Genomic DNA, 21,051 nt, shown 5'->3' with positions numbered 1-21,051 from the left:
AGACAAGTAAATCGCCGATGCTCATACTGAGCGCTTTCTTAACCTATAGCGCTCAATTAATCTGGGCAAACGGAACAATCTTAACCAAATAACTATCGCAGAAATTTCAGGTTGAATCATGCAAGCAAGTGAAGCTGAATGGACGGACATTGAGAAGAAGATAGCTCGAACTGCCTTTGATAAGGCCTACGAACGAGAAATTGAGGCTTTACTTAAACAAGTTCAAAAGCAGGCAAGTACGCTTGTGGACTTGGGTGAACTCTGGCAGTTACACGATTTCTTGAGTGCTAAAAGGCATGAAATTGAGGGTAAGTATGACTACCAATACTCGGTTCTGCTGTTTGTCTTTGCTGGATTAGTTAAAGAAGGCTGGCTACATCTGAATGAACTCCAAGGGCTGGATAAAGACAAGCTATCCAAGGTTGCTGTTCTGTCACGGATGTAGGCTGTTATAGTCATTAGCAAATGGTACTGACAGTAAAGCATTCAGCCCCAGATTAACCTGCTCTTGAGCGCGATCGCGCTTTATTTAGCGTGTGCCTATATGCCGCTGCCAGAATTAACGAGAGCTGCACTTTGCAGCGTGGAGATGTCATCGGCTCCAGGCTACTGTTAAGACTACACCCAGAACTAGCCCGTTCTCAACTTATTGGTTTAGTAATTGGCGGAATCATCCTTACCCTGTCGTAGACATCACCAAAAAACTTCAACTTATCTAATTATCTGATTCACAACAGATGTACTCTGAATACGCCATTTACCTCGTTCTCGAATCAAATCGTACCGAACTCGCAAATTCTCATTAGAAGAGTTTTTATACTGACCATTTTCATATAACTGCGTCGCTTCCTTCACCTTAGCTACGACTGCGGCACGATCTGCAAATAAATCAATTTTCTCTACAGATTCCACCTTTACGCTATGGTCGTACTTGCGATAGCGGTTGTCAGACCTAGCCTGTTGAGCAATCACCCGCCATTGAGACAAAGCTGAACCAGTTAAAATCTGCTCTAAATTATTAATCTCATAATTCGGCCCTAAAGCTTCGGCTTTAGTAGATAGCCAAGTGCGAATGATTTCCTCTGCCGCTGCATCTGTTAAAGGGCCATCTAGTCCTTGTGGTTTACTATTTGGATCAGGAATAGATATTGGTGGTTGATTTATTTGTACAAACAACTGTGAAACAGGTGCAGGTCGTTTAGGAAAAAACAGATTTTTTAACCATCCAAAAGTTGTTGTGGCTAACACCCAGAAAACTAATAGACTCACCAAAGAAATAAACACTCTCCATACCAGCCGTGTTTTCCCTTCAATTGTGTTAGCAAAAGTTCGCCGCCGCCGAGGACGACGAGAATGAGGACGATTATCTGGCACACGCTCTCGGATAGTAGATGGAGTAGGTTTTCTCCGCCGACGCTTTTGGTTATGAGCAGGTGTAGCACTTTTAGCTGAACCGTTCAAATGCTCCTTAGTGCCTCTGCTCGTCCGTTCAGCAGCAGGAACCTCTGATTTTACGCTTCCAGATGAATTCCACATAGATGGTGAGAAGTTTGAATATTCTGGTGTGTCTGGCAAATCTAGATCTGGTGTTCTGCTATGGTTAAATTGCCTTGGAGTCCTATTTGAATTCTTAGGTAAAGGCGAATTATTTGTCTGCGGCTGGGGAAAATTTTGGGGGTTAATTACAGCCCACTCATTAGTTGTTTCTGCATCCGTTGGCAGTGCTTCTAAATAAGCTTGTACCTGTTGGTTAGCAAAGTAATCTTTTAAAAAAGCTTGCTGGTTTGCTAAATCTCGAAAATGGGGAAATACTTCGTGTTGCAACCACTGTTCTGCATATAGACACAGCCCCGGTAACAAATCTGGAGAGTCTTGAGATTTTTCTCTAATAAAAGCTAAAGCTTCGTACTCCTGACTAAGTTCTAAAACACGAGTTGCTTCTTCAGTTTGTCCCAAAAGTAACGCACATAGAGACTGTTCTAAATGTACATCTTGGCGCTTGCCCAGACGTATGAGCATTTGCCTTGCTTGACGAATTAAAGCAGGTTGCCGTTGAGCAAATCCCCGCGCTATCAAGGCATAAACAGCCAAGTAAGTGGCAACAGCAGAAGGACGTTTGCTTTGGGCTTCAAATAACTTGTGCTGCTCGGCGACTGTTAAGTGGTTGCGTAACTGCTGGATAAATCGCAGAAAGTCATCTATATTTAGACCAGAGTCATCATTGTTCGTGCCATCAATCCCGCCACGATCTTCCAAGAGGTTTTGCAATAATTCCAAACCTTGGCTTCGTTCGGCAGTCTTTTCTTGAGGTAGTGCTAGTAACTCCAAAATTCGATATGGTCGCAATTTGTAAAGATCAGCCTGAATTTCCGCCTGGACACTGGCGAACAACCCTTCGCGTACTAGTAGTTCTTGACCAGTTTCTAGAGATATGGCAGCATTTTCATAGTGACCTTGTTGCCACTGTTCGCGACCTAATTCTAGACAAGCAAGGGCAACAGTGAGAACAACATCTGGATGTTCAGCACTTTCATGTATTTCTTCGTCTGCTAAATTATTGCTCTTTCTTGCACTTGTAGCACCATTTTTATTTACTAGGTACGGACGACCTAGTTTCAGTACAAGTTCGTATTCCCCCAACTCTTGCAAAATTAATAAAGCGCCAACTAATTCGTCTTGGTTAATTTCGATACCCAGACTCTGGGTGTCAATACCCCTTTTGGTGCTTTCTGGACGATTTTCCAGTGCTACTGCGGCAGCAGCAAGGTTATCAGGGTCATAGGCGTGGGCAAGATAAAGCTGATCGTAGGTACTGCGTTGTTTTGGATCTGATAAAACCACGTAAGCTTCTTCTATGAGTTGTTTACGAGAAGAAATTGCTGCCTGAGAATACTCACGTCGCGGCAATTGTACAATGCGATCGCTGTATGCCTGTCGCAATTGTTCATCACTTGCCGCTAACGGTAGTCCTAAAATTCGGTAGTAATCTAGCGGAATTCGCACAGCCTACTTCCCCTGCACCGTGATCAACATAATTCACCTAGAGCGTTCCAGGCCGTAAAACCGTGCCATAAAAATGCCGTCTAGAACTCACTCTACAAGTGTATATTGCAACAACTTGTTTTGTACCTTCCCGAAATTTTGAGTCACATTCTAGTACTAATTTTTTGCTTTCGCCTAGAAAGCCTCAATTGTTTGTTTTAATTCTTAGTATTTTTGTTTAACACGACTATTATCAGCCTTCGATACCACAAACCACAACTACCGCTTTTAATCACGGCATAAATGTTGTGGTTGAAAGAATCTATTGATGATTGATTTTTTTGGGATTTTCGCACTATGTAGTAACAAAAATACCACTACTGGCGATTTACCCTGATAACTAGAAAAAAAATCATATCATAATTTACCCTTAATTACAATTACCTATTTGGGTATTATAGATTTTTGCCTCCTTTTTTTTAAATTGTTAATGGATATGCAGAAACTAGTCTATCTTGATTGCTAGTCTGTGAAGGGGAATAGTGAGAGAGAAAACCTAAAGCGGCAGATATTGCCGTTAGAGTCAAATCCTCACGGGGTATGAGCTGAAAAGTTAATAAATCAAAAATTAAAAATTCAGCTATTCCCTAAGACCCTTTTTTGGTGCATAAATAAAGTTTGATTGTTGAGTCTTACAAACGCTAGCCTGTTAAAAGCTGAGGTGTTATCAGACCAACTTATTTAAGACTGTAACTTTAAGTTGTACAACAGGGATACTCAAAAATAATGGTTCAAGAGCGTACTTTACCCACTTTTAATCCTGCTACTACGCAAATTACTAAGGAAGAAGGGTTACGGTTGTATGAGGACATGGTATTAGGACGCTTGTTTGAAGACAAGTGCGCTGAAATGTACTACAGGGGCAAGATGTTTGGTTTTGTCCATTTGTACAACGGTCAAGAAGCCGTTTGCAGTGGTGTTGTACAGTCAATGCGACCGGGTGAAGATTTCGTTTGTAGTACCTACCGCGACCACGTTCATGCTCTGAGTGCGGGTGTACCAGCAAAAGAGGTAATGGCAGAATTATTTGGCAAAGCCACAGGTTGCAGCAAAGGGCGCGGTGGTTCCATGCACATGTTTTCTGCAGAACATCGCTTGCTGGGTGGCTATGCTTTTGTAGCTGAGGGAATTCCTGTAGCAGCTGGAGCGGCTTTTCAAACCAAATACCGCCGCGAAGTGCTAGGAGATAAAAATGCTGACCAAGTGACAGCTTGCTTTTTTGGCGACGGTGCAGCTAACAACGGTCAATTTTTCGAGACGCTAAATATGGCAGCCCTATGGAAACTGCCAATTCTGTTTGTAGTCGAAAATAATAAGTGGGCCATTGGGATGTCTCACGAGCGAGCAACTTCCCAGCCAGAGATTTATAAAAAAGCCAGTGTATTTAACATGGTGGGCGTGGAAGTCGATGGCATGGATGTACTAGCAGTCCGAGCCGTGGCCCAAGAAGCTGTAGCCCGTGCCCGTGCAGGTGAGGGACCAACATTAATTGAGGCACTTACCTACCGCTTCCGGGGTCACTCCTTGGCTGACCCAGATGAAATGCGGAGCAAAGCTGAGAAAGAATTTTGGTTCGCCCGTGACCCAATTAAGAAGTTGGCAGCTTATTTGGTGGAGCAAAATCTGGCGGATGAGGGAGAAATCAAAGCTATTGACCGTAAAATTCAGGATGTAATTGACGAGGCAGTTAAATTCGCTGAAAGCAGCCCTGAACCAGACCCCAGCGAGTTATATCGTTTCGTGTTTGCAGAAGACGAATAAACAGTGCTGAGTACTTTTTATTCTGCTCAGGACTCAGCACTCCACTTTACCCAGGACTAAAATTTGTGTTTAGCATTGCAGTTCAACAGCAACAGTACAAGACCTACATTCTTTCTGATGAAGCCGCTGGTTCTCAATTGGAAGTCGTACCCGAACGCGGCGGTATCATCACCCGTTGGCGCATTCAAGGGCAAGAAATTTTCTACTTAGACACTGAACGCTTTACTCATGCTGAGTTGAGTGTCAGAGGTGGAAATCCAATTTTGTTTCCTATTTGTGGCAATCTACCAGATAATACTTACATTTATAACGGTCAAAAATATACTCTCAAGCAACACGGTTTTGCTCGTGAATTGCCGTGGTCAGCAACAGAACAAAAAACTAAAGATCAAGCTAGTCTGACTGTAGTTCTGAATAGCAATGAGCAAACCAAGGCTGTTTATCCTTTTGATTTTCAACTGGCTTTCACTTACGAACTTCAAGGTAAGACCCTAGAAGTCCGCCAGCAGTATAAAAACTTATCATCTACACCAATGCCCTTTTCGGCTGGTTTCCATCCCTACTTTCTGTGTGGTGATAAAACTCAGTTAGAGCTTGAAATTCCTTCTAAGCAGTATCAAGATAATCAAACTAAGGAAATTCAATCTTTTGACGGCAATTTTGACTTTAGCCGTGATGAAATTGATTTTGCCTTTGAACAGTTAACGAGTCAATCAGCCACCGCGATAGATCGCAGCCGGAAGTTAAAACTCACCTTGGATTATGATGATTTCTCTACCTACCTGGTATTTTGGACAGTCAAAGGCAAAGAATTCTACTGTCTAGAACCGTGGAGTGCCACTCGTAACTCTCTAAATACTGGTGATAACCTGACTGTGTTAGCACCAGGAGCTAGCCATACAGCATCTATAAGGTTGACTGCCAATTTTTTCTAAACTCCTTTACAAATCTACAGATATATATGCTATGATTGCAAAGTTGCGAAATGCAGCGAAAGGGTCGCTAACTCAACGGTAGAGTACTCGGCTTTTAACCGATTAGTTCCGGGTTCGAATCCCGGGCGACCCATATTCAAGGAAAAAATGCTTGCTAAGTCTTTGAGGATAAAAGTCGAGGCTAGCTCTACCGCTATCAAAAAAATTGTGAATGCGATCGCTCTGGGGAATAAAAAATTTTTGGATGAGCGTAGGCGTAGCCCGTCGTAGACATCGCTTTTTGCTGAAGATGGAAGAAAGATTACAGATTAATCGAAATTAACTAAGTTGTCCACCTATTTCAGTGATTTTACGGTTACTTTAGTGTGGGCTAAAGGTAAATAACTGAATTTGAGCTTTTAAATTGGAAGTAACAGATACAGGCGAATTTTGAGTGTTGGCTGTTAAATATGGCTCAAAAGCTTAAATTTTATATAGTACATACGTATAAAACGTAAGTTATAAAAACTTAAATGTTAATTATTTAATACTTAAGGGAATACTAATTAAAGTTGTGTAAAGCTGACTTTTTTCCTTTTATAAAACTAAAAAAAGAGTATTTGGAACACACAATAGTCAAGAATTTGGCTATGCCCTTTATCTATTAATTTAGGAAGTAAATTAATATGGAAAATTTGACAAGCGAGCAAGCTGAAGAAGCTTTGTTTCGCCTAGCGGCAATTGTGGAGTCCTCTGAGGATGCCATTATCAGCAAAACCTTAGATGGAGTGATTGTTAGCTGGAATCTTGGTGCAGAAAGAATATTTGGCTATAAAGGAAAAGAAGTACTTGGTCAACATGGAACAATACTTTTTCCTGCCGATCGGATCAACGAGGAAGCCCAAATTATTCAGAAATTGAGACAAGGAGAACGAGTTGAACACTTTGAAACCGTGCGTCAACACAAAGATGGGACACTGATTGATATCTCGTTGACAATTTCTCCGATTAAAAATTCGACAGGTACAATCATTGGTGTCTCCAAAATTGCTCGTGATATCAGTACTCGTAAACAAATCGAAAAAGCTTTGCAAGAGTCAGAAGTTCAGCTGCGTCAAAAAGCAACTGAGTTGGAAACTACCTTACTTGAACTGAAGCGAACGCAAACTCAGCTAGTGCAAAATGAGAAAATGTCTAGTTTAGGGCAGTTAGTCGCTGGGGTAGCGCATGAAATTAATAACCCAGTGAACTTTATCTATGCCAACCTCAAGCCTGCCAATGACTATACTCAAGACCTATTAAGACTGCTGCGGTTGTATCAAAAGCATTATCCCAGACCAGTGGCGGAAATCCAGTATGAAAGTGAGGAGATCGACCTAGATTTCCTGCTAGAAGATTTGCCCAAGTTACTTTCCTCAATGGAAGTTGGAGCAGTGCGGATTCAAACGATTGTCCACTCTTTACGGAACTTCTCCCGTATGGACGAAGCTGAGATCAAGCAGGTCAACATCCATGAGGGCATTGATAATACGCTGATGATTTTGCAGCATCGCCTAAAAGGCAAGTTTGACCAGGAAATTAAAGTGGTTAAAAATTATGGCAACCTACCATTGGTTGAGTGCAAAGCTTCTCAACTGAACCAGGTATTTATGAATATCATTTGTAATGCAATCGATGCCCTTGAAGAACGAGACCTACAGCGTACATTTAGCGAGATTGAGCAACAGCCCAGTCAAATTCTGATTTGTACTAAGATGCTTGATTCACATTTGGTACAGATTCGGATTGTAGATAACGGTCAAGGTATCCCAAAATTCGCTCAAGAACGATTGTTTGACCCATTCTTTACCACTAAGCCAGTTGGCAAGGGGACTGGATTGGGGTTGTCGATTAGCTACCAGATTGTTACTGAAAAGCATAATGGCTCATTGCAGTGCCATTCCATACCCGATCGGGAAACCGAGTTTGTGATTGAGATCCCGATTCTACATAACTGTATAAACAATGTTTTATAAATTTAGGTATCTAATTTTACTTTAGTACAGAACTTTTCGGTCTACTGAATTTGAAGACTTAGAAAAGGCGATCTTTGATCGTTCATTTAGGAAATGCGATCGCGTAGCGTCTGGCAGAAAAGCGTTCCCAACTGTCGTATGCGCTCACCTTTAGTCAGCAATCTAGGATACAGAGCTACCAAAGCCTTTAAACGTAGGGTAGCTTACCATACAGTAGAATAGGTGAAGTATAGGGCATGTTTATGAGCGATGGCGTAAACTTTTTCAACATAGACACACGACACTAGTTATAATTTCCTATAAGTTGAAAAAACTCTTAAGATTTAGCGTAATTATTACGCTTCTTTCACACAGACTAGCTGACAACCACATTAGGAGGACTATCTATGGCGCTTGTACCACTGCGGCTGCTGTTGGATCACGCAGCCGAAAACGGTTACGGCATCCCAGCTTTCAACGTTAACAATTTGGAGCAAATTCAGGCGATCCTGAAGGCTGCTGTCGAGACAGATAGCCCCGTAATTTTACAAGCTTCACGTGGCGCTCGTAATTATGCAGGAGAAAACTTCCTTCGCCACCTGATTTTGGCAGCGGTAGAAACCTATCCTCACATTCCCATTGTCATGCACCAAGATCATGGGAATGCACCTGCTACCTGCTACTCAGCAATTAAGAACAACTTCACCAGCGTGATGATGGATGGTTCTTTAGAAGCTGATGCTAAGACCCCCGCTAGCTTCGAGTACAACGTTAGTGTTACCCGCGAAGTTGTAAATGTAGCTCATGCTCTGGGTGTCAGTGTTGAAGGTGAACTTGGTTGCTTGGGTTCTCTAGAAACTGGTGCTGGTGAAGCTGAAGATGGTCACGGGTTTGAAGGTACACTAGACCATTCCCAATTGCTAACCGACCCCGATGAAGCTGTTGACTTCGTAGAAGCAACTCAAGTAGATGCTTTAGCTGTTGCCATTGGCACAAGTCACGGTGCTTACAAGTTTACCCGCAAGCCGACTGGCGAAATTTTGGCTATCAGTCGCATTGAAGAAATTCACCGCCGTCTGCCTAACACCCACTTGGTAATGCACGGTTCTTCTTCTGTACCTGAAGATTTGCTTGCACTGATTAACCAATATGGTGGTGCAATTCCTGAAACCTACGGTGTACCTGTAGAAGAAATCCAAAAAGGCATCAAGAGTGGTGTACGTAAAGTAAACATCGACACCGACAACCGTTTGGCTATTACTGCTGCTGTACGTGAAGCTTTGGCTAAAAAACCAGAGGAGTTTGACCCTCGTCACTTCCTCAAGCCTTCTATTACATATATGCAGAAGGTTTGTGCTGAACGCTATCAGCAATTTGGCACAGCTGGCAACGCTAGCAAGATTAAGCAAATTTCTTTGGAAGATTTTGCTGCTAAGTATGCTAAAGGTGAACTTAACGTTGTTACCAAATCAGCTGCTAAAGTTTAATTTTGACAACAAATAAATAGGGGGACATTACTGCTATGCTCCTCAAAAACTGAGGGTTTTAATGTTGTCAGAAACCGGGTGTTTACCCGGTTTTTTATTTTATTCATTCAGGTTTGGGAATTGGGCATTGGCTGTTAAAAAGAGGCAGAGGGGAAAACTTTTCTCCCTTGCTCCCTGCTCCCTTGCTTCTTCTCCAGTTCCCAGTACCTAGAACACCCGATGTTGTAAAGAGGGCATTTGACGCCGGACTTGTTCGAGCCTAGTGGGCTTGATTTCTGCGATCGCAATTCCCGGTTTTTCTCCAGCATCGGCTAAAATTACACCCCAAGGGTCGATAATGACCGCGTGACCGTGGGTTAGACGACGGGCGTAGTTATTCCCCGTTTGGGCGGGAGCAATGACGTAGGCAGTATTTTCGATGGCTCTGGCTTGTAGTAGTACTTGCCAGTGGTCTTTACCTGTAAAAGCGGTAAAAGCGGCGGGAATAAAGATAACATCGGCTCCCTTTTCTGCCAGATGACGATACAGTTCTGGGAATCGGACATCATAACAAATAGAAAGCCCTAAATTACCGAGCTTTTCTGAAAAATGGACGGGGGGTAGTTGCGTACCAGCCACAACTGTGCTGGATTCGCGATAGGTGTTGCCGTCGGGGACATCAACATCAAATAGGTGTACTTTGTAGTAGCGGGAAAGTTCTTGACCGCTGGGGTCGATGAGTAGAGTTGTGTTATAAACTTTGCCTGTATTATCTACCGGAACTGGAAAGCTGCCGCCCAAGATGGTAATTTGAAAGCGTTGAGCCATTTTTTTGAGAAATTTTTCACTTTCAAGAGCGATCGCATCACCTTGTGCGAGTTTATCTTTTTCTTCTCCCATATAGGAAAAGTTTTCTGGCAAACCTACCAATTCAGCACCTTGACGCACGGCAAGCTCTATTAATTCTTCTGCCTGTGCCAAATTTTTGTGTAGATCGGCTACACTGGTCAATTGAATAGCGGCGGCTAAATAAGACTTCATAGATTCAACAACAAACAGTTGATTTATGGAAAAGAGATTATCAAAATATATCGCTACTTCAACATTTGTGGAATTTAATTAGAAATGCGTCAGCATTGCTTTTCTTTAACACACTGGTTTTATTACTGATCTTAATCTTCCTCTGGGTTCTAGCAAACTGAGCAAGATAAAGATTAGGTTGTGATCAAACCTTGATATAAAGCTGTCTACTGTGGATATTCCTATTCTCATTCAAACATTTATCGCTGTGTTTGTCTTGGCGGATGCTGTGGGCAATATACCGATTGTTTTAGTTTTGACTAAGGGCATGATGCCAGACCAAAGAAACAAAGTTATAGATAAAGCAATTATCATTGCGATCGCAGTTCTTTTGCTATTTGCCTTTGCAGGGCAAATAATTTTAAATTACTTGGAAATCAGTATCGGCTCTTTGCGAATAGCAGGAGGACTATTGTTGCTGTTAATTGCTTTGCAAATGCTGCGGGGAGAATTAGATCAGCCGATTATTGAAGAAGGACGCGATGTCGCAATTACTCCACTAGCTTTACCGCTGCTAGCGGGGCCGGGGACTTTGACAACGGTGATGTTGCTGATGTCAAAATCACAGAGTCCACATATTGCTGTGGCGGTGGGTATCGTAGGCGCAATGTTTATCACTTGGTTGATTTTGCGTTTAGCAAATCTGATTGACCAGTGGATTGGTGCAGAAGGTGGAGTAATTGTGACTCAACTTTTGGGTTTTCTGTTGGCGGCGCTAGCAGTGGAAATTGGTAGTACAGGAATTAGGGAGTTGTTTTTGAGCTAGAAAACTCCTAAAAATATTCGGAATCGGAAAATGTATACAAATGTAAACAAGTTTGATAGACGACAAATTCGTGCCTCTCAAACTTGTTTATGAAAATTAACTTAAAGTTAGAACAAAATGGATAACTCAAGAGGATTTTATTGCCGATTGAGTTTCAAAGATGCTTTTCGAGAGTAGAAGCTAATGTAGTTTTAGGCACAGCGCCGACCACCATATCCACTTTTTGTCCACCCTTAAAAATCATTAATGTGGGAATGCTACGGATGCCGTACTGACTAGCAACATTCGGATTTTCATCTGTGTTGACTTTTACGACCTTTATTTGACCTTTGTACTGTTCGGAGATTTCATCGACAACAGGAGCTACCATACGGCATGGTCCGCACCAGGGTGCCCAAAAGTCAACTAAAACGGGTACATCGCTGTCGAGTACTTCTTGCTTGAAACTAGAATCGGTAACTTGTGCGGCTGTTGACATGCCTAAAACCTTCGCCAATAATATCTGAACTTGGTGAAAATTCTACCATAGCAAAAACCTCAGCTTGGGAGTGCGAGGATGTACATTTGCAAAGAAGCTCTCTTATTTTATTTACAAACATAAGGAACCGCCCGAACAGTAGTCCGGGCGGAGTGTGGTGTGAGGAGTGAACGGAAACATGCGTCTCCGCTATTTCTATTGTAAGCGACATATCGGATTTTTCCAGCAATTGTTTAGGGGGCTAGAAAAATTTATTGAAGGATTAAGGATTAGGATTAAAATAAATCTTTCCCAGTTCCCAGTCCCCAATTCTATTTACCCATACCTAATTGTTGAGCTTTTTGGTAAACTTTGCCCTCGGTTAATAAAGAAGGTGCAATCACAACTTCCACCTGCTGCATTTCTTTAATATTTTTTACTCCCAAAGTACCCATGCTGGTCTTTAAGGCTCCTAAAAGATTGTGGGTGCCATCATCTAGTCCTGCTGGGCCAATGAGTATTTGCTCTAGGCTACCAGTGGTGGCAACACGAATGCGAGTGCCACGGGGCAAGACTGGGCTAGGAGTCGCCATACCCCAATGATAACCTCGTCCAGGGGCTTCTGTGGCTCTGGCAAAGGGGGAGCCAATCATCACACCATCAGCACCACAGGCGATGCATTTGCAAATGTCGCCACCGGTGATTAAACCACCATCAGCAATAATGGGGATATAGTTGCCAGTTTCGTTATAGTAATCATCTCGTGCTGCGGCACAATCTGCGATCGCAGTCGCCTGTGGCACACCTACACCCAACACCCCACGAGAAGTACAAGCCGCACCAGGCCCAATTCCCACCAGTACCCCAGCCGCCCCAGCTTTCAACAAATTCAACGTAACTTCGTAAGTCACGCAATTACCCAATACCACGGGGATGGGCATGGAACGGCAAAATTCTGCTAAATCAAGTGGTACTAAAGATTCTGGTGACAAATGTGCAGTAGAAACTACCGTAGCTTGGACAAAAAATAAATCCGCTCCCGCTTTTGCCACTACCTCGCCATATTTACTTGCACCCGCTGGAGTCGCACTCACTGCGGCAATGCCACCTTGTTCTTTAATTTCCTGAATACGTTGTTCAATTAATTCCGGTTTTATTGGTTCGGCATAGAGTTCTTGCATTAGGGCAACAAATTCATCTTTCCCTACAGAGGTAATCCGATCTAATATTGGCTCTGGGTCGGCATAGCGAGTTTGAATACCCTCTAAGTTGAGGACACCTAATGCTCCTAACTGTGACAAACGTACAGCCATACGAACATCTACTACACTATCCATAGCACTAGCAATTATCGGGATTTCTCGCTCAATATTGCCAATACGCCACTTAGTATCTGCCAAACTAGGGTCTAGTGTTCTGTTACCAGGGGCTAGAGCAATTTCATCTATTCCGTAAGCTCTGCGAGCCGTTTTTCCCCGCCCAAGTTGAATTTCCACGCTTTAACTTTACTCAAATCTGTTTAAGCTAGGGTATCAAATTGTGGGAAAATTTGGGGCGTTTTTTCCCGAACGATATTAAGTGATTAGTAACGGCTGTCATTAGCCATTTGGATTTTGACCAATTCAAAATCCAAAATTAGTTTTATTTATCGTCTATTTTTAGCGGCATCCACACCAGTGTAACCAGTTGCTAACCAAATTATCGCTCTAGCTCCATCACGAATAGATTTTTCGATAGATTCAGGGGGTTTTTCTGACGGAACTGGCACTGGTTTTAAATAAATACCCCGACTACCCAAAATAATTTCGCCAATGACACAAGCCCGACGCATGTGGAAGTCTGAAGTAATCAAATAAACGCTTTTAATGCCACGAGCTTGCAAATCATCTACCAAAGTAGTAAAATTAGTTACTGTATCTACTGCTTCATAATCCAAGTGTAAACGTTGAGGATCAACACCAGCTTTGGTAAACACTTTTTGGGTGAATGTACGTGGACTGCCGCCTGTAATCCAAATCGGTATATTTGGATGCTCGCGAACAAATCTTGCGGTAAATTTTTCTCGCTCTAAATGTCTCGTTGAACCACCTAATACTACAACTGCTTGCGGCTGCACAAATTGGTTTTGTACTTCTTTGTATCCCCACCACGTAATTATTGGTAGGACAAAAGCCATAAAATGAAAAGATTTATTTGTAAAGAGTAGCTTATTCAAGGCTCAATAACTTAATTTACTTAATGCACAATTTTCTCTGGATATAAGAAAAAACAATTCATAGTAGAGTAGCAAACTTCTAAAGAATCTGCCCAAATATAAATTTGACTGGTTTTCGTGTAACAGCGCGATTAAGCGTGCCTGGAGTTTTTCCTCTAATTGATGGATTATCCTAACCGATATCGGACGATTCATCAAAGGGTTCTAACCACTTTATCTAGTAGTTCTCAATTACAGGGAATATAGGAGCCAGTTGCGTGAGCGGATATGTCAACTTGGGCGAACTGGCCTACTACTGTTAGAGGCACAGCAATGCTGTTACCCTGTGAATTGCTACATATATGAATTGTTTAAACATAACGGGACTGGTGCGACTTGAACGCACGACCTGACGCTTAGGAGGCGTCCGCTCTATCCAACTGAGCTACAACCCCAACTCGAAGCATATATAATTATAGCAGTAGTTTTAGCGAGACTGCCAACAATTATCCCAAGGGCCCCCGCCTACTTCTAAACCACAAAGAAAACTTTCTGCTTTTAAAATTATTTTAGATTTTCTCCCATTTAGTTCTCGTAACTCTAAATTTAGTTTTCCTTGCATGGTGTCCCGGCAACAGTATCTTAAACCTTCTGCTGTCGGCGCACGTAGAGGTGTACCAGATAAATTCGTGGTTCCTGTTAATTCAATTTCGTAATTGGAGTTGCTAGCTTTCATTTGCCACCTACCCCAAGGCTGAATTTCCCACTCTACTTGTGAATTCCAGGGAACAAATTCATAAAACTTTCCTTGATAGTGCAGTCCAATCATCGCTACAGATTCCATCCACCACAGCACACCCCGCCGTCCACCGCCAGCAGTTAATGCTAAGTCGGGTTCGCCCTCGAAGCAATTACAATTTATCCAAAACCATTTCTGAGGAAAAGCACCACCCCAATTTTTCTCACCGTAAGCTGGGGCGTTAGTGAATTCGTAGATTTTGCCCTTCCAGTCAATCTTCCCACTGGCCAAACCGTGAGCCATCAAAATTTGCCATCCAGGTTCAAAAATCTGCAAGAATGACAGCCAGCCTGCGGTTGATTGCTGAATGACATTTTGATTGCCCCAACCGTATACTGGTTGAATTTCATAATCCCAACGGCAATAATTATTGGTGGCGCGATCGCGAATTATTCCCTGATTCAAGGTGGCTGTAGCTTGATAACCTTCTTCGACATGATACTCAAACTCTGCTGGCAGGAGGTATAGGGGAGAAACTTGCAAATTATTTTTACCCCAATGACCTAAACCCAAAACATCCTGACTACCCCAAAATTTGTTGACATCAGGAAAAGTACGGCAGAGGTACTCATCATCCGGGCCGAGGATTTGAGCTGCACCGCCACTGTAAGGTTTACCGCCGATGGGATCTTCAATGGAGTACATAAAGGCGAATGTTTGCCCAATTTCTGGTAACGTGACGCGGTAATACCAACCTTCAAAGAAGCGGCGATTACTACCATCCCAGTGATAACCAGAATGGGGTGTTTGGAGAGAATTTAGGGGAATAGTTAACATAGATTTAGATAGTTGCGATTTTTTCAGTATGCGCGATGTCTTTGATATCAATGATGCTTATGAAATTCTTGGGCTGGAACCCGGTGCGTCTCAAGCACAGGTGAAGCGAAGTTACCGTAAACTGGTGAAAATTTGGCATCCCGATCGCTTTGTTGATCAAAGGCAAAAACAGGAAGCTGAAGAAAAAATCAAATCAATCAACGCAGCTTACAACAGGCTCAAATCTGAAATTCCATCTGAGCCTCGCATTCCTGAAAATCCATCTTCATCTTCGCCTAAAAATCCCCCAAAAATATCTGTCAATCGTTGGGATGCAGAAACTTTCTACACTTTAGGAGTAGAAAATGCTATTCAAGGAAGATATGAGGATGCGATCGCAGATTTTACCCACGCAATTCGTCTCAATCCTCACTATATTGACGCGTATAAATATCGTGGGCTAGTTTGCTCACAATTGGGATACGAATATAGAGCCGCTTCAGATTTAAATAAAGCTGCACAAATAGAAGAAGAGTTAAGAAATCCGGGCGCTGCGCGTACATCACGTTCACCCAGATATGTATCAAAGCCTCAACCTCTGGTAGAAAGATTTTGTCAGAGGATAAAAAGTTTACTGCGGCTAAATCGGCGTTGGAGATAAGGAGCGAATATAGTTTAAGACACTTTAGGCGACAACACCAGAACTGAAGTTAGATAATACTTATACTTGGGAATGCTAAGTGTAGTAAGATTTGCTGCTGATTTCTTAGTATGAGCGATGTCCTCAATATAAATCATATTTACAATATCCTTGGGTTAAAACCAGGTGCATCTGCTGATGAGGTCAAGCAAGCTTACCGCCAGATGGCTAAGACTTGGCATCCAGATTGTTTTTTTGAACCGCAGCAAAAGCTAGAAGCAGAAGAAAAAATCAAAGAGATCAATCAAGCTTATGCAAGCTTAAAGTCTTATCAGCCAAATGAGACAAATCAATCTGCTTCCACTTCCACCAAAATTGATTTCACTCCATCTAATGCTGAAAGTTTCTACAAACTGGGCATGGAGAAAGCTCAAAGAGGAAAATATACTGAAGCAATTGAAGACTTTACCCAAGCGATTCGTCTCAACCCCAACTACTTTGAAGCCTACAAATACCGAGGGCTTGCTTGCTCGAAACTAGGATATGAAAATAGAGCCAAGTCAGATTTGAAAAATGCCAGAGAACTGGAACTGAAACAGAAAAAAGCACCGCCAAAGCCACCAACGCCGCCACCACCCAAACCGACATCGCCACCGCCAAAGCCACCAACGCCACCACCACCATCTGAATCACAGTCTCAACCTTCACCGTGGAAATGTGTACACACCCTAACTCATTTAAACTGGGTTTTTATAACTGCAATCAGTCCAGATGGGCAAACTTTGGCTAGTGGAAGTAGTGATAATACTATCAAGATTTGGCATCTCGACACAGGTAAATTACTACATACTCTCACTAGTCATACAAAATGGGTAAGATGCCTAGCCTTTAGCTCAGATAGCCAAACTCTGGTTAGTGGCAGTGATGACAGTAGCATAATGATTTGGCAAGTATCTACAGGTAAATTACTCAAGACCCTCAAGGTACATTCAACCCCAGTTTTTTCTGTAATCGTTAGTCCAGATGGTCAAACTATCTTGAGTGGCGGTACAGACACTACTATCAAGGTTTCCCATATAGAGATGGGACAATTACTGGAAGTCCTCAAAGGTCATTCTGGCTTGGTTTACTCCCTTGCTATTTGCCGAAAACAACAGATTTTTGTAAGTGGCGGTGCGGATAATACCATTAAGCTGTGGAATTTGAAGAGTAAAAAACTGCTGCAAACTCTCAACGGCCATTCAGGTTGGGTGATGTGTGTTGCTATCAGCCTTGATGGGCAAATTTTAGCTAGTGGCAGTTATGACCAAACTATCAAGCTATGGGACAGTAGTACAGGTAAGCTAATTAATACTCTTGCTGGACATCGCAGCTATGTTTGTGCGATCGCTTTTAGTCCCGATGGTCAGCATCTTGCTAGTGGTAGTGCAGATTGTACTGTGAAGCTATGGGATGTTAACACAGGACAAGAACTTTACACTTTGGATAACCATTCAGATTGGGTTAACTCTGTCGCTTTCAGTCCTGATGGCAAAACTTTGGTTAGCGGTAGTCGAGATATGACAATCAAGCTTTGCCGATCCGATATCTAACAACAAATTAAAAATTTAGATAATTGAACCAAATTACTAAATTTTTTATCAAATCATCATCTGACAGCATAATAACATCCATCTTTGGTATACTCTTTCCTTTGATTAAGTATTCACTCTCTAAAGATTAAGTATTAACTCCCTGGAGATAGAGCCACTTGTTTGATCTCAGAGGTTACTCTGAGATTACCAACAGTTGAGTAGCAAATAAAACTCAATATTTATCAGCAACATATATTTTCAGTTCATTAAAACCTTTTGTTTTCACAAAGCTTTAGTTTGTCAATATCTTAATCTGAGGAGTTAAATCAACGGCTATGTCTATTCCCAATGAACGCGAAATCAAAAACAGTGAAGTCAAACAAGAATCTTACACTGATATTAATGGTAATACTCATACTGATTTGACACGAAACACTGAAACAGTCAAGAATAGCGCAGCTAATCCCAACTCTTACACCAACGGTTACGTACAAGGTCGAAATGTTGAGCGTAACTACCAGCAAGCAGATTTAGCCCAGCGTGATGAAAACAATGCTAGTGGTGGTTTGCTGTTGGGTATTATCATTACTTCCCTGCTTGGTTTGGTTATAGGTGGGGTTTGGTACTTCAACCAGCAGAATAACGCAGCAGTTAACAATACTGTGCCGGTTGTGGTTCCTGTACCGAGTAAGAGTAATCCAACGCCCAGCGCGTCTCCTCAACCACAAACGAAGATAATCGAAACCATTAAGGAAGTCCCTGTTCCTGTTGCTGTTCCTGTTCCCCAACAGCAGGTTACACCTCCGTCTGCACCTCGCCAACCGGATATTAACATTACTATTCCACCCCAGCAGCCTGCGGCAGAAAAAGCACCTTCTATAACCCAGCCAGCCCCTAAAGCGACACAAAGTCCGGCGACGAGTCCAACTACTAATACTCCGGCTTCGCAGAACGATAGTTCTACTAATACTGTTGCTCCTGGTACGAAAAGTGACACTTCTAAAAGTACTACACCTCAAGGAGTAGACCAGTCAAACAGTACATCTAATAGCGGTTCTTCTACCGCAGGCGATTCTCCTCAATAACGGGTTCTGAACTTTCAGTCCACTTGGTAATGTTGGCGTGAATGCCAATATTATCAAGTAGGACAATTTTTAAGTAAGATTTCTGAATTGTTGCAATAAATTAATGGTATTCAAGTTTAGTAAACGTGTCTTGTAGCTAAACAAACACAATGCTAGATTAAGACCAAGGTACAAACAGGTTAAAAGTTAAACAAAACTTTCAAGTTAGAGCCTGTGCCTCCTGCTCTAATCTCATTGTGATCGCTCTTTTGGTTGTGGCATCCATTGAATGTGTTTTTGCCTTGAGTTCAATGAGTTGTTTTGGAGGTTTTAGAATGCACAGCCAGAAAATGCCTGCCTAGTTGGAATGTAAGGATGTGCAATTCTGAGTAAAGCCATGTCTACGACGGGCTACGCCAACGCAAATACTGTCCACCAAATTTTAAGTTAGTCATTTCTAAATTCTCCAATCTTCAAGAAACCGCCCCAAGCTATTGAGATTTATCCATCGTAGCTTCAGGCGGTTTCTGCTTTGAGTGTTATGCATTTGAAATTGCACTCTGACCAGTGAGGGCTGTCATTAGTCATTTGTCCTTTATCATTTATTTAGACCAGTGACCAATCACCAATGATTAATGACTAATGACTAATTAAGGTAATTACAGTCACTTCAGGCGGACAAAATAAACGTCCTGGTTTATAAGTTCCTAAACCACGATTGACATATAGTTGATTTTCTTCCACCTTGTGAAACCCTTGCGCCCACTCCCAATATCGGACTACTTTCGAGCAGTCTCCTAAGAAAAATGTTACCCAACGCCGCAATTTTTTGGGAATTTGTTTGAGGAGCTTTTTATAATAAAGTACTACAGGGCCAATGCCCGGAATGACGATGTGACCACCGTGGGTATGACCAGATAGTTGCAAATCTACGCGCCATTGTTGCAATATCTTGGCTGTATCTGGGTTATGAGATAAAACAATGCGGGGTGTAATCGAGTCTAGTTGATTCATGACTGATGCGGGGTAAAATTCCCGTGACCAATAATCAGCTAGTCCTACTAATGGTAATTCTTTTCCTAATGGATAGGCGATTTCATTCCAAAGCACATGCACCCCAATGCTGGTTAACGCCTGTGTAACTTCTGCTTTGGAGTGGCTGTAATAGATATCGTGGTTCCCAAGTACGGCGTAGATACCACAGCGACTTTGCAGATGTTTGAGTCGAAGCACCAATTGGTGAATTGGTGTGGGATCGTCAGTTACGTAGTCACCAGTTAATAGAATTAAATCTGGTTCAGCTTCGTTAGTAAGTGCGATCGCTTTTTCTAACATCTCTTCCGACAGTCGCAAACCATCATAGTGAAAATCTGATAACTGTACTAACGTTGTACCTTGTAAAGATGCAGGAAGTTCCGCAATCTTAACCGTTATTTTATCTACTCTTAAATGCCCTGTAAACAACCAATGCATAAGACAACCGATACACCTCATACCAGCGTTTACAGCTTACCAAAAATTAAAATGTAACTTGATAAAATGCAATAATTTATGTCATTTACTTTAAATACAATTAATTCATTGATTTAAATTCTGCGATGAAAGTAAGCAGGTTCTGACTGAGTTTGCAAGCACTCATTAGCCAGAATACCTGCTGTAATTGCGTTCTTTTATTTTGAATTTGGAATTACCTACTCACCTTGTAGGGTGATTATAGTAACTTCTGGGCGGCAAAATAAGCGTCCTGGGAGGTAAGTTCCCAAACCACGATTGACATATAGCTGATTTTTATCTAGCCGATGCAAACCCTGCACCCATTCCCAATGGTTGACTACAGAAACATTTACTTGTAAAAACGGGAATCGACGCCGCACTTTTCTGGGTATTTTTTTTACAAGCTTTTCGTAAAATAACGCCACAGGACCAATTCCAGGAATCACGATTTGACCACCGTGAGTATGACCAGATAATTGTAAATCGACTCGCCATGTTTGTAATATCTCCGCAGTATCTGGGTTATGGGATAAAACGATGCAGGGTGTGTCAGAGTTTAGCTGGTTCATAACTAGTGCAGGATGGAATTCCCGTGACCAATAATCAGCAAGCCCAACTAGTGGTAATTCTTTTCCTAATGGATAGGCAATTTCGTTCCAAAGGACGTGAATTCCAATACTAGTAAGGGCTTCTGTAACTTCGGCTTTTGCCTGTTTGTAATAAATATCGTGATTGCCAAGAATCGCATAGATACCACTGCGACTTTGCAGATTTTTGAGTCGAAGTACCAGTTGGTGAATTGGCGACGGATCGTCAGTTACGTAGTCACCAGTTAATAAAATTAAATCTGGTTCAGCTTCGTTAGTAAGTGCGATCGCTTTTTCTAACATCTCTTCTGACAGCCGCAAACCATCGTAGTGAAAATCTGACAACTGCACCAGCTTTTTACCTTGTAACGATGCAGGCAACCCTACAATGTTAACCGTCAAAGCTTCTGTACTCAACGGCCCAGATAACAACCAATGCATAAAACGTTTAATAAAGCTCAAT

General features: G+C 42.1%; 18 protein-coding genes and 2 tRNA genes. 11 read left to right on the top strand and 9 right to left on the bottom strand.

Annotated features, from left to right (window positions below):
- Positions 1 to 118: 118 nt before the first annotated feature.
- A complete protein-coding gene (locus V7K60_RS07875; protein ID WP_334693861.1) occupies positions 119 to 445 on the top strand; it encodes a hypothetical protein in 327 nt (108 codons plus the stop codon).
- Between the two features lie 266 nt (positions 446 to 711).
- Here the strand turns inward: V7K60_RS07875 and V7K60_RS07870 are convergent, their stop codons facing one another.
- Positions 712 to 3,003 carry an IMS domain-containing protein gene (locus V7K60_RS07870; RefSeq protein ID WP_334924353.1) on the bottom strand — a complete coding sequence of 764 codons (2,292 nt, stop codon included), beginning with the start codon at positions 3,001 to 3,003 and terminating at the stop codon, positions 712 to 714.
- A 765-nt stretch (positions 3,004 to 3,768) separates the two neighbouring features.
- Here V7K60_RS07870 and pdhA point away from each other — a divergent pair.
- The 6 genes from pdhA (at position 3,769) to fba (ending at position 9,198) form a co-directional block, all read left to right on the top strand.
- Positions 3,769 to 4,803, top strand: coding sequence for a pyruvate dehydrogenase (acetyl-transferring) E1 component subunit alpha (pdhA, locus tag V7K60_RS07865; RefSeq protein ID WP_334924352.1), 1,035 nt, complete (start codon positions 3,769 to 3,771; stop codon positions 4,801 to 4,803).
- 65 nt (positions 4,804 to 4,868) lie between these two features.
- The gene (locus tag V7K60_RS07860) at positions 4,869 to 5,738 is read left to right on the top strand and encodes an aldose epimerase family protein (protein WP_334924350.1); all 870 of its coding nucleotides are present in this window, start codon (positions 4,869 to 4,871) and stop codon (positions 5,736 to 5,738) included.
- Between the two features lie 61 nt (positions 5,739 to 5,799).
- Positions 5,800 to 5,871: transfer RNA gene (locus V7K60_RS07855), tRNA-Lys, on the top strand.
- A 14-nt stretch (positions 5,872 to 5,885) separates the two neighbouring features.
- Positions 5,886 to 6,008: a hypothetical protein gene (locus V7K60_RS07850; RefSeq protein WP_334924348.1), complete on the top strand. Its 123-nt coding sequence runs from the start codon at positions 5,886 to 5,888 to the stop codon at positions 6,006 to 6,008.
- 395 nt (positions 6,009 to 6,403) lie between these two features.
- Complete coding sequence (locus V7K60_RS07845; RefSeq protein WP_334924346.1) at positions 6,404 to 7,732, top strand: sensor histidine kinase; 1,329 nt, start codon at positions 6,404 to 6,406, stop codon at positions 7,730 to 7,732.
- A gap of 386 nt (positions 7,733 to 8,118) precedes the next feature.
- Positions 8,119 to 9,198, top strand: coding sequence for a class II fructose-bisphosphate aldolase (gene fba, locus V7K60_RS07840; protein ID WP_229485451.1), 1,080 nt, complete (start codon positions 8,119 to 8,121; stop codon positions 9,196 to 9,198).
- A 207-nt stretch (positions 9,199 to 9,405) separates the two neighbouring features.
- Here the strand turns inward: fba and V7K60_RS07835 are convergent, their stop codons facing one another.
- The gene (locus V7K60_RS07835) at positions 9,406 to 10,218 is read right to left on the bottom strand and encodes a carbon-nitrogen hydrolase family protein (RefSeq protein ID WP_334924345.1); all 813 of its coding nucleotides are present in this window, start codon (positions 10,216 to 10,218) and stop codon (positions 9,406 to 9,408) included.
- 211 nt (positions 10,219 to 10,429) lie between these two features.
- On the opposite strand from V7K60_RS07835, the gene V7K60_RS07830 reads away from it, so the two are divergent.
- A complete protein-coding gene (locus V7K60_RS07830) occupies positions 10,430 to 11,023 on the top strand; it encodes a MarC family protein (RefSeq protein ID WP_334818919.1) in 594 nt (197 codons plus the stop codon).
- 154 nt (positions 11,024 to 11,177) lie between these two features.
- Here V7K60_RS07830 and trxA read toward each other — a convergent pair whose 3' ends face one another.
- The 5 genes from trxA to V7K60_RS07805 all read right to left on the bottom strand — a co-directional run bounded on the left by trxA (position 11,178) and on the right by V7K60_RS07805 (position 15,250).
- Positions 11,178 to 11,501: a thioredoxin gene (gene trxA, locus V7K60_RS07825; RefSeq protein ID WP_104909616.1), complete on the bottom strand. Its 324-nt coding sequence runs from the start codon at positions 11,499 to 11,501 to the stop codon at positions 11,178 to 11,180.
- 311 nt (positions 11,502 to 11,812) lie between these two features.
- Positions 11,813 to 12,976 (bottom strand): GuaB3 family IMP dehydrogenase-related protein, encoded by a 1,164-nt coding sequence (locus tag V7K60_RS07820; RefSeq protein WP_334924343.1) that lies wholly within the window; start codon positions 12,974 to 12,976, stop codon positions 11,813 to 11,815.
- 149 nt (positions 12,977 to 13,125) lie between these two features.
- Positions 13,126 to 13,656 (bottom strand): YdcF family protein, encoded by a 531-nt coding sequence (locus V7K60_RS07815; protein ID WP_334924341.1) that lies wholly within the window; start codon positions 13,654 to 13,656, stop codon positions 13,126 to 13,128.
- Positions 13,657 to 14,055: 399 nt separating this feature from the next.
- Positions 14,056 to 14,129: transfer RNA gene (locus V7K60_RS07810), tRNA-Arg, on the bottom strand.
- Between the two features lie 32 nt (positions 14,130 to 14,161).
- Positions 14,162 to 15,250 (bottom strand): tocopherol cyclase family protein, encoded by a 1,089-nt coding sequence (locus tag V7K60_RS07805; protein WP_334924339.1) that lies wholly within the window; start codon positions 15,248 to 15,250, stop codon positions 14,162 to 14,164.
- Positions 15,251 to 15,278: 28 nt separating this feature from the next.
- On the opposite strand from V7K60_RS07805, the gene V7K60_RS07800 reads away from it, so the two are divergent.
- From V7K60_RS07800 to V7K60_RS07790, 3 genes are all read left to right on the top strand, one after another.
- The gene (locus V7K60_RS07800) at positions 15,279 to 15,890 is read left to right on the top strand and encodes a J domain-containing protein (protein ID WP_334924337.1); all 612 of its coding nucleotides are present in this window, start codon (positions 15,279 to 15,281) and stop codon (positions 15,888 to 15,890) included.
- 110 nt (positions 15,891 to 16,000) lie between these two features.
- The gene (locus tag V7K60_RS07795) at positions 16,001 to 17,461 is read left to right on the top strand and encodes a DnaJ domain-containing protein (RefSeq protein ID WP_334924335.1); all 1,461 of its coding nucleotides are present in this window, start codon (positions 16,001 to 16,003) and stop codon (positions 17,459 to 17,461) included.
- A gap of 317 nt (positions 17,462 to 17,778) precedes the next feature.
- Positions 17,779 to 18,528, top strand: coding sequence for a hypothetical protein (locus tag V7K60_RS07790; protein WP_334924333.1), 750 nt, complete (start codon positions 17,779 to 17,781; stop codon positions 18,526 to 18,528).
- A gap of 618 nt (positions 18,529 to 19,146) precedes the next feature.
- Here the strand turns inward: V7K60_RS07790 and V7K60_RS07785 are convergent.
- Positions 19,147 to 19,980 (bottom strand): metallophosphoesterase, encoded by an 834-nt coding sequence (locus V7K60_RS07785; RefSeq protein WP_334924332.1) that lies wholly within the window; start codon positions 19,978 to 19,980, stop codon positions 19,147 to 19,149.
- A 218-nt stretch (positions 19,981 to 20,198) separates the two neighbouring features.
- Entirely contained in the window at positions 20,199 to 21,029 is an 831-nt protein-coding gene (locus V7K60_RS07780; protein ID WP_334924331.1) for a metallophosphoesterase, read from the bottom strand.
- Between the last annotated feature and the right edge of the window lie 22 nt (positions 21,030 to 21,051).

Origin of the sequence: Nostoc sp. (assembly GCF_036917555.1) — a bacterium.
GTDB lineage: Bacteria > Cyanobacteriota > Cyanobacteriia > Cyanobacteriales > Nostocaceae > Nostoc.
This window is presented reverse-complemented; position numbering and strand designations above follow the sequence as displayed.

What these genes read in the sequence shown, in the direction of transcription:
- V7K60_RS07875 (WP_334693861.1), top strand. Translation starts at nt 119, where the DNA reads ATGCAAGCAAGTGAAGCTGAATGGACGGACATTGAGAAGAAGATAGCT.
- pdhA (WP_334924352.1), top strand. Translation starts at nt 3,769, where the DNA reads ATGGTTCAAGAGCGTACTTTACCCACTTTTAATCCTGCTACTACGCAA.
- V7K60_RS07850 (WP_334924348.1), top strand. Translation starts at nt 5,886, where the DNA reads ATGCTTGCTAAGTCTTTGAGGATAAAAGTCGAGGCTAGCTCTACCGCT.
- V7K60_RS07845 (WP_334924346.1), top strand. Translation starts at nt 6,404, where the DNA reads ATGGAAAATTTGACAAGCGAGCAAGCTGAAGAAGCTTTGTTTCGCCTA.
- fba (WP_229485451.1), top strand. Translation starts at nt 8,119, where the DNA reads ATGGCGCTTGTACCACTGCGGCTGCTGTTGGATCACGCAGCCGAAAAC.
- V7K60_RS07835 (WP_334924345.1), bottom strand. Translation starts at nt 10,218, where the DNA reads ATGAAGTCTTATTTAGCCGCCGCTATTCAATTGACCAGTGTAGCCGAT.
- trxA (WP_104909616.1), bottom strand. Translation starts at nt 11,501, where the DNA reads ATGTCAACAGCCGCACAAGTTACCGATTCTAGTTTCAAGCAAGAAGTA.
- V7K60_RS07815 (WP_334924341.1), bottom strand. Translation starts at nt 13,656, where the DNA reads ATGGCTTTTGTCCTACCAATAATTACGTGGTGGGGATACAAAGAAGTA.
- V7K60_RS07805 (WP_334924339.1), bottom strand. Translation starts at nt 15,250, where the DNA reads ATGTTAACTATTCCCCTAAATTCTCTCCAAACACCCCATTCTGGTTAT.
- V7K60_RS07800 (WP_334924337.1), top strand. Translation starts at nt 15,279, where the DNA reads ATGCGCGATGTCTTTGATATCAATGATGCTTATGAAATTCTTGGGCTG.
- V7K60_RS07795 (WP_334924335.1), top strand. Translation starts at nt 16,001, where the DNA reads ATGAGCGATGTCCTCAATATAAATCATATTTACAATATCCTTGGGTTA.
- V7K60_RS07790 (WP_334924333.1), top strand. Translation starts at nt 17,779, where the DNA reads ATGTCTATTCCCAATGAACGCGAAATCAAAAACAGTGAAGTCAAACAA.
- V7K60_RS07785 (WP_334924332.1), bottom strand. Translation starts at nt 19,980, where the DNA reads ATGCATTGGTTGTTTACAGGGCATTTAAGAGTAGATAAAATAACGGTT.
- V7K60_RS07780 (WP_334924331.1), bottom strand. Translation starts at nt 21,029, where the DNA reads ATGCATTGGTTGTTATCTGGGCCGTTGAGTACAGAAGCTTTGACGGTT.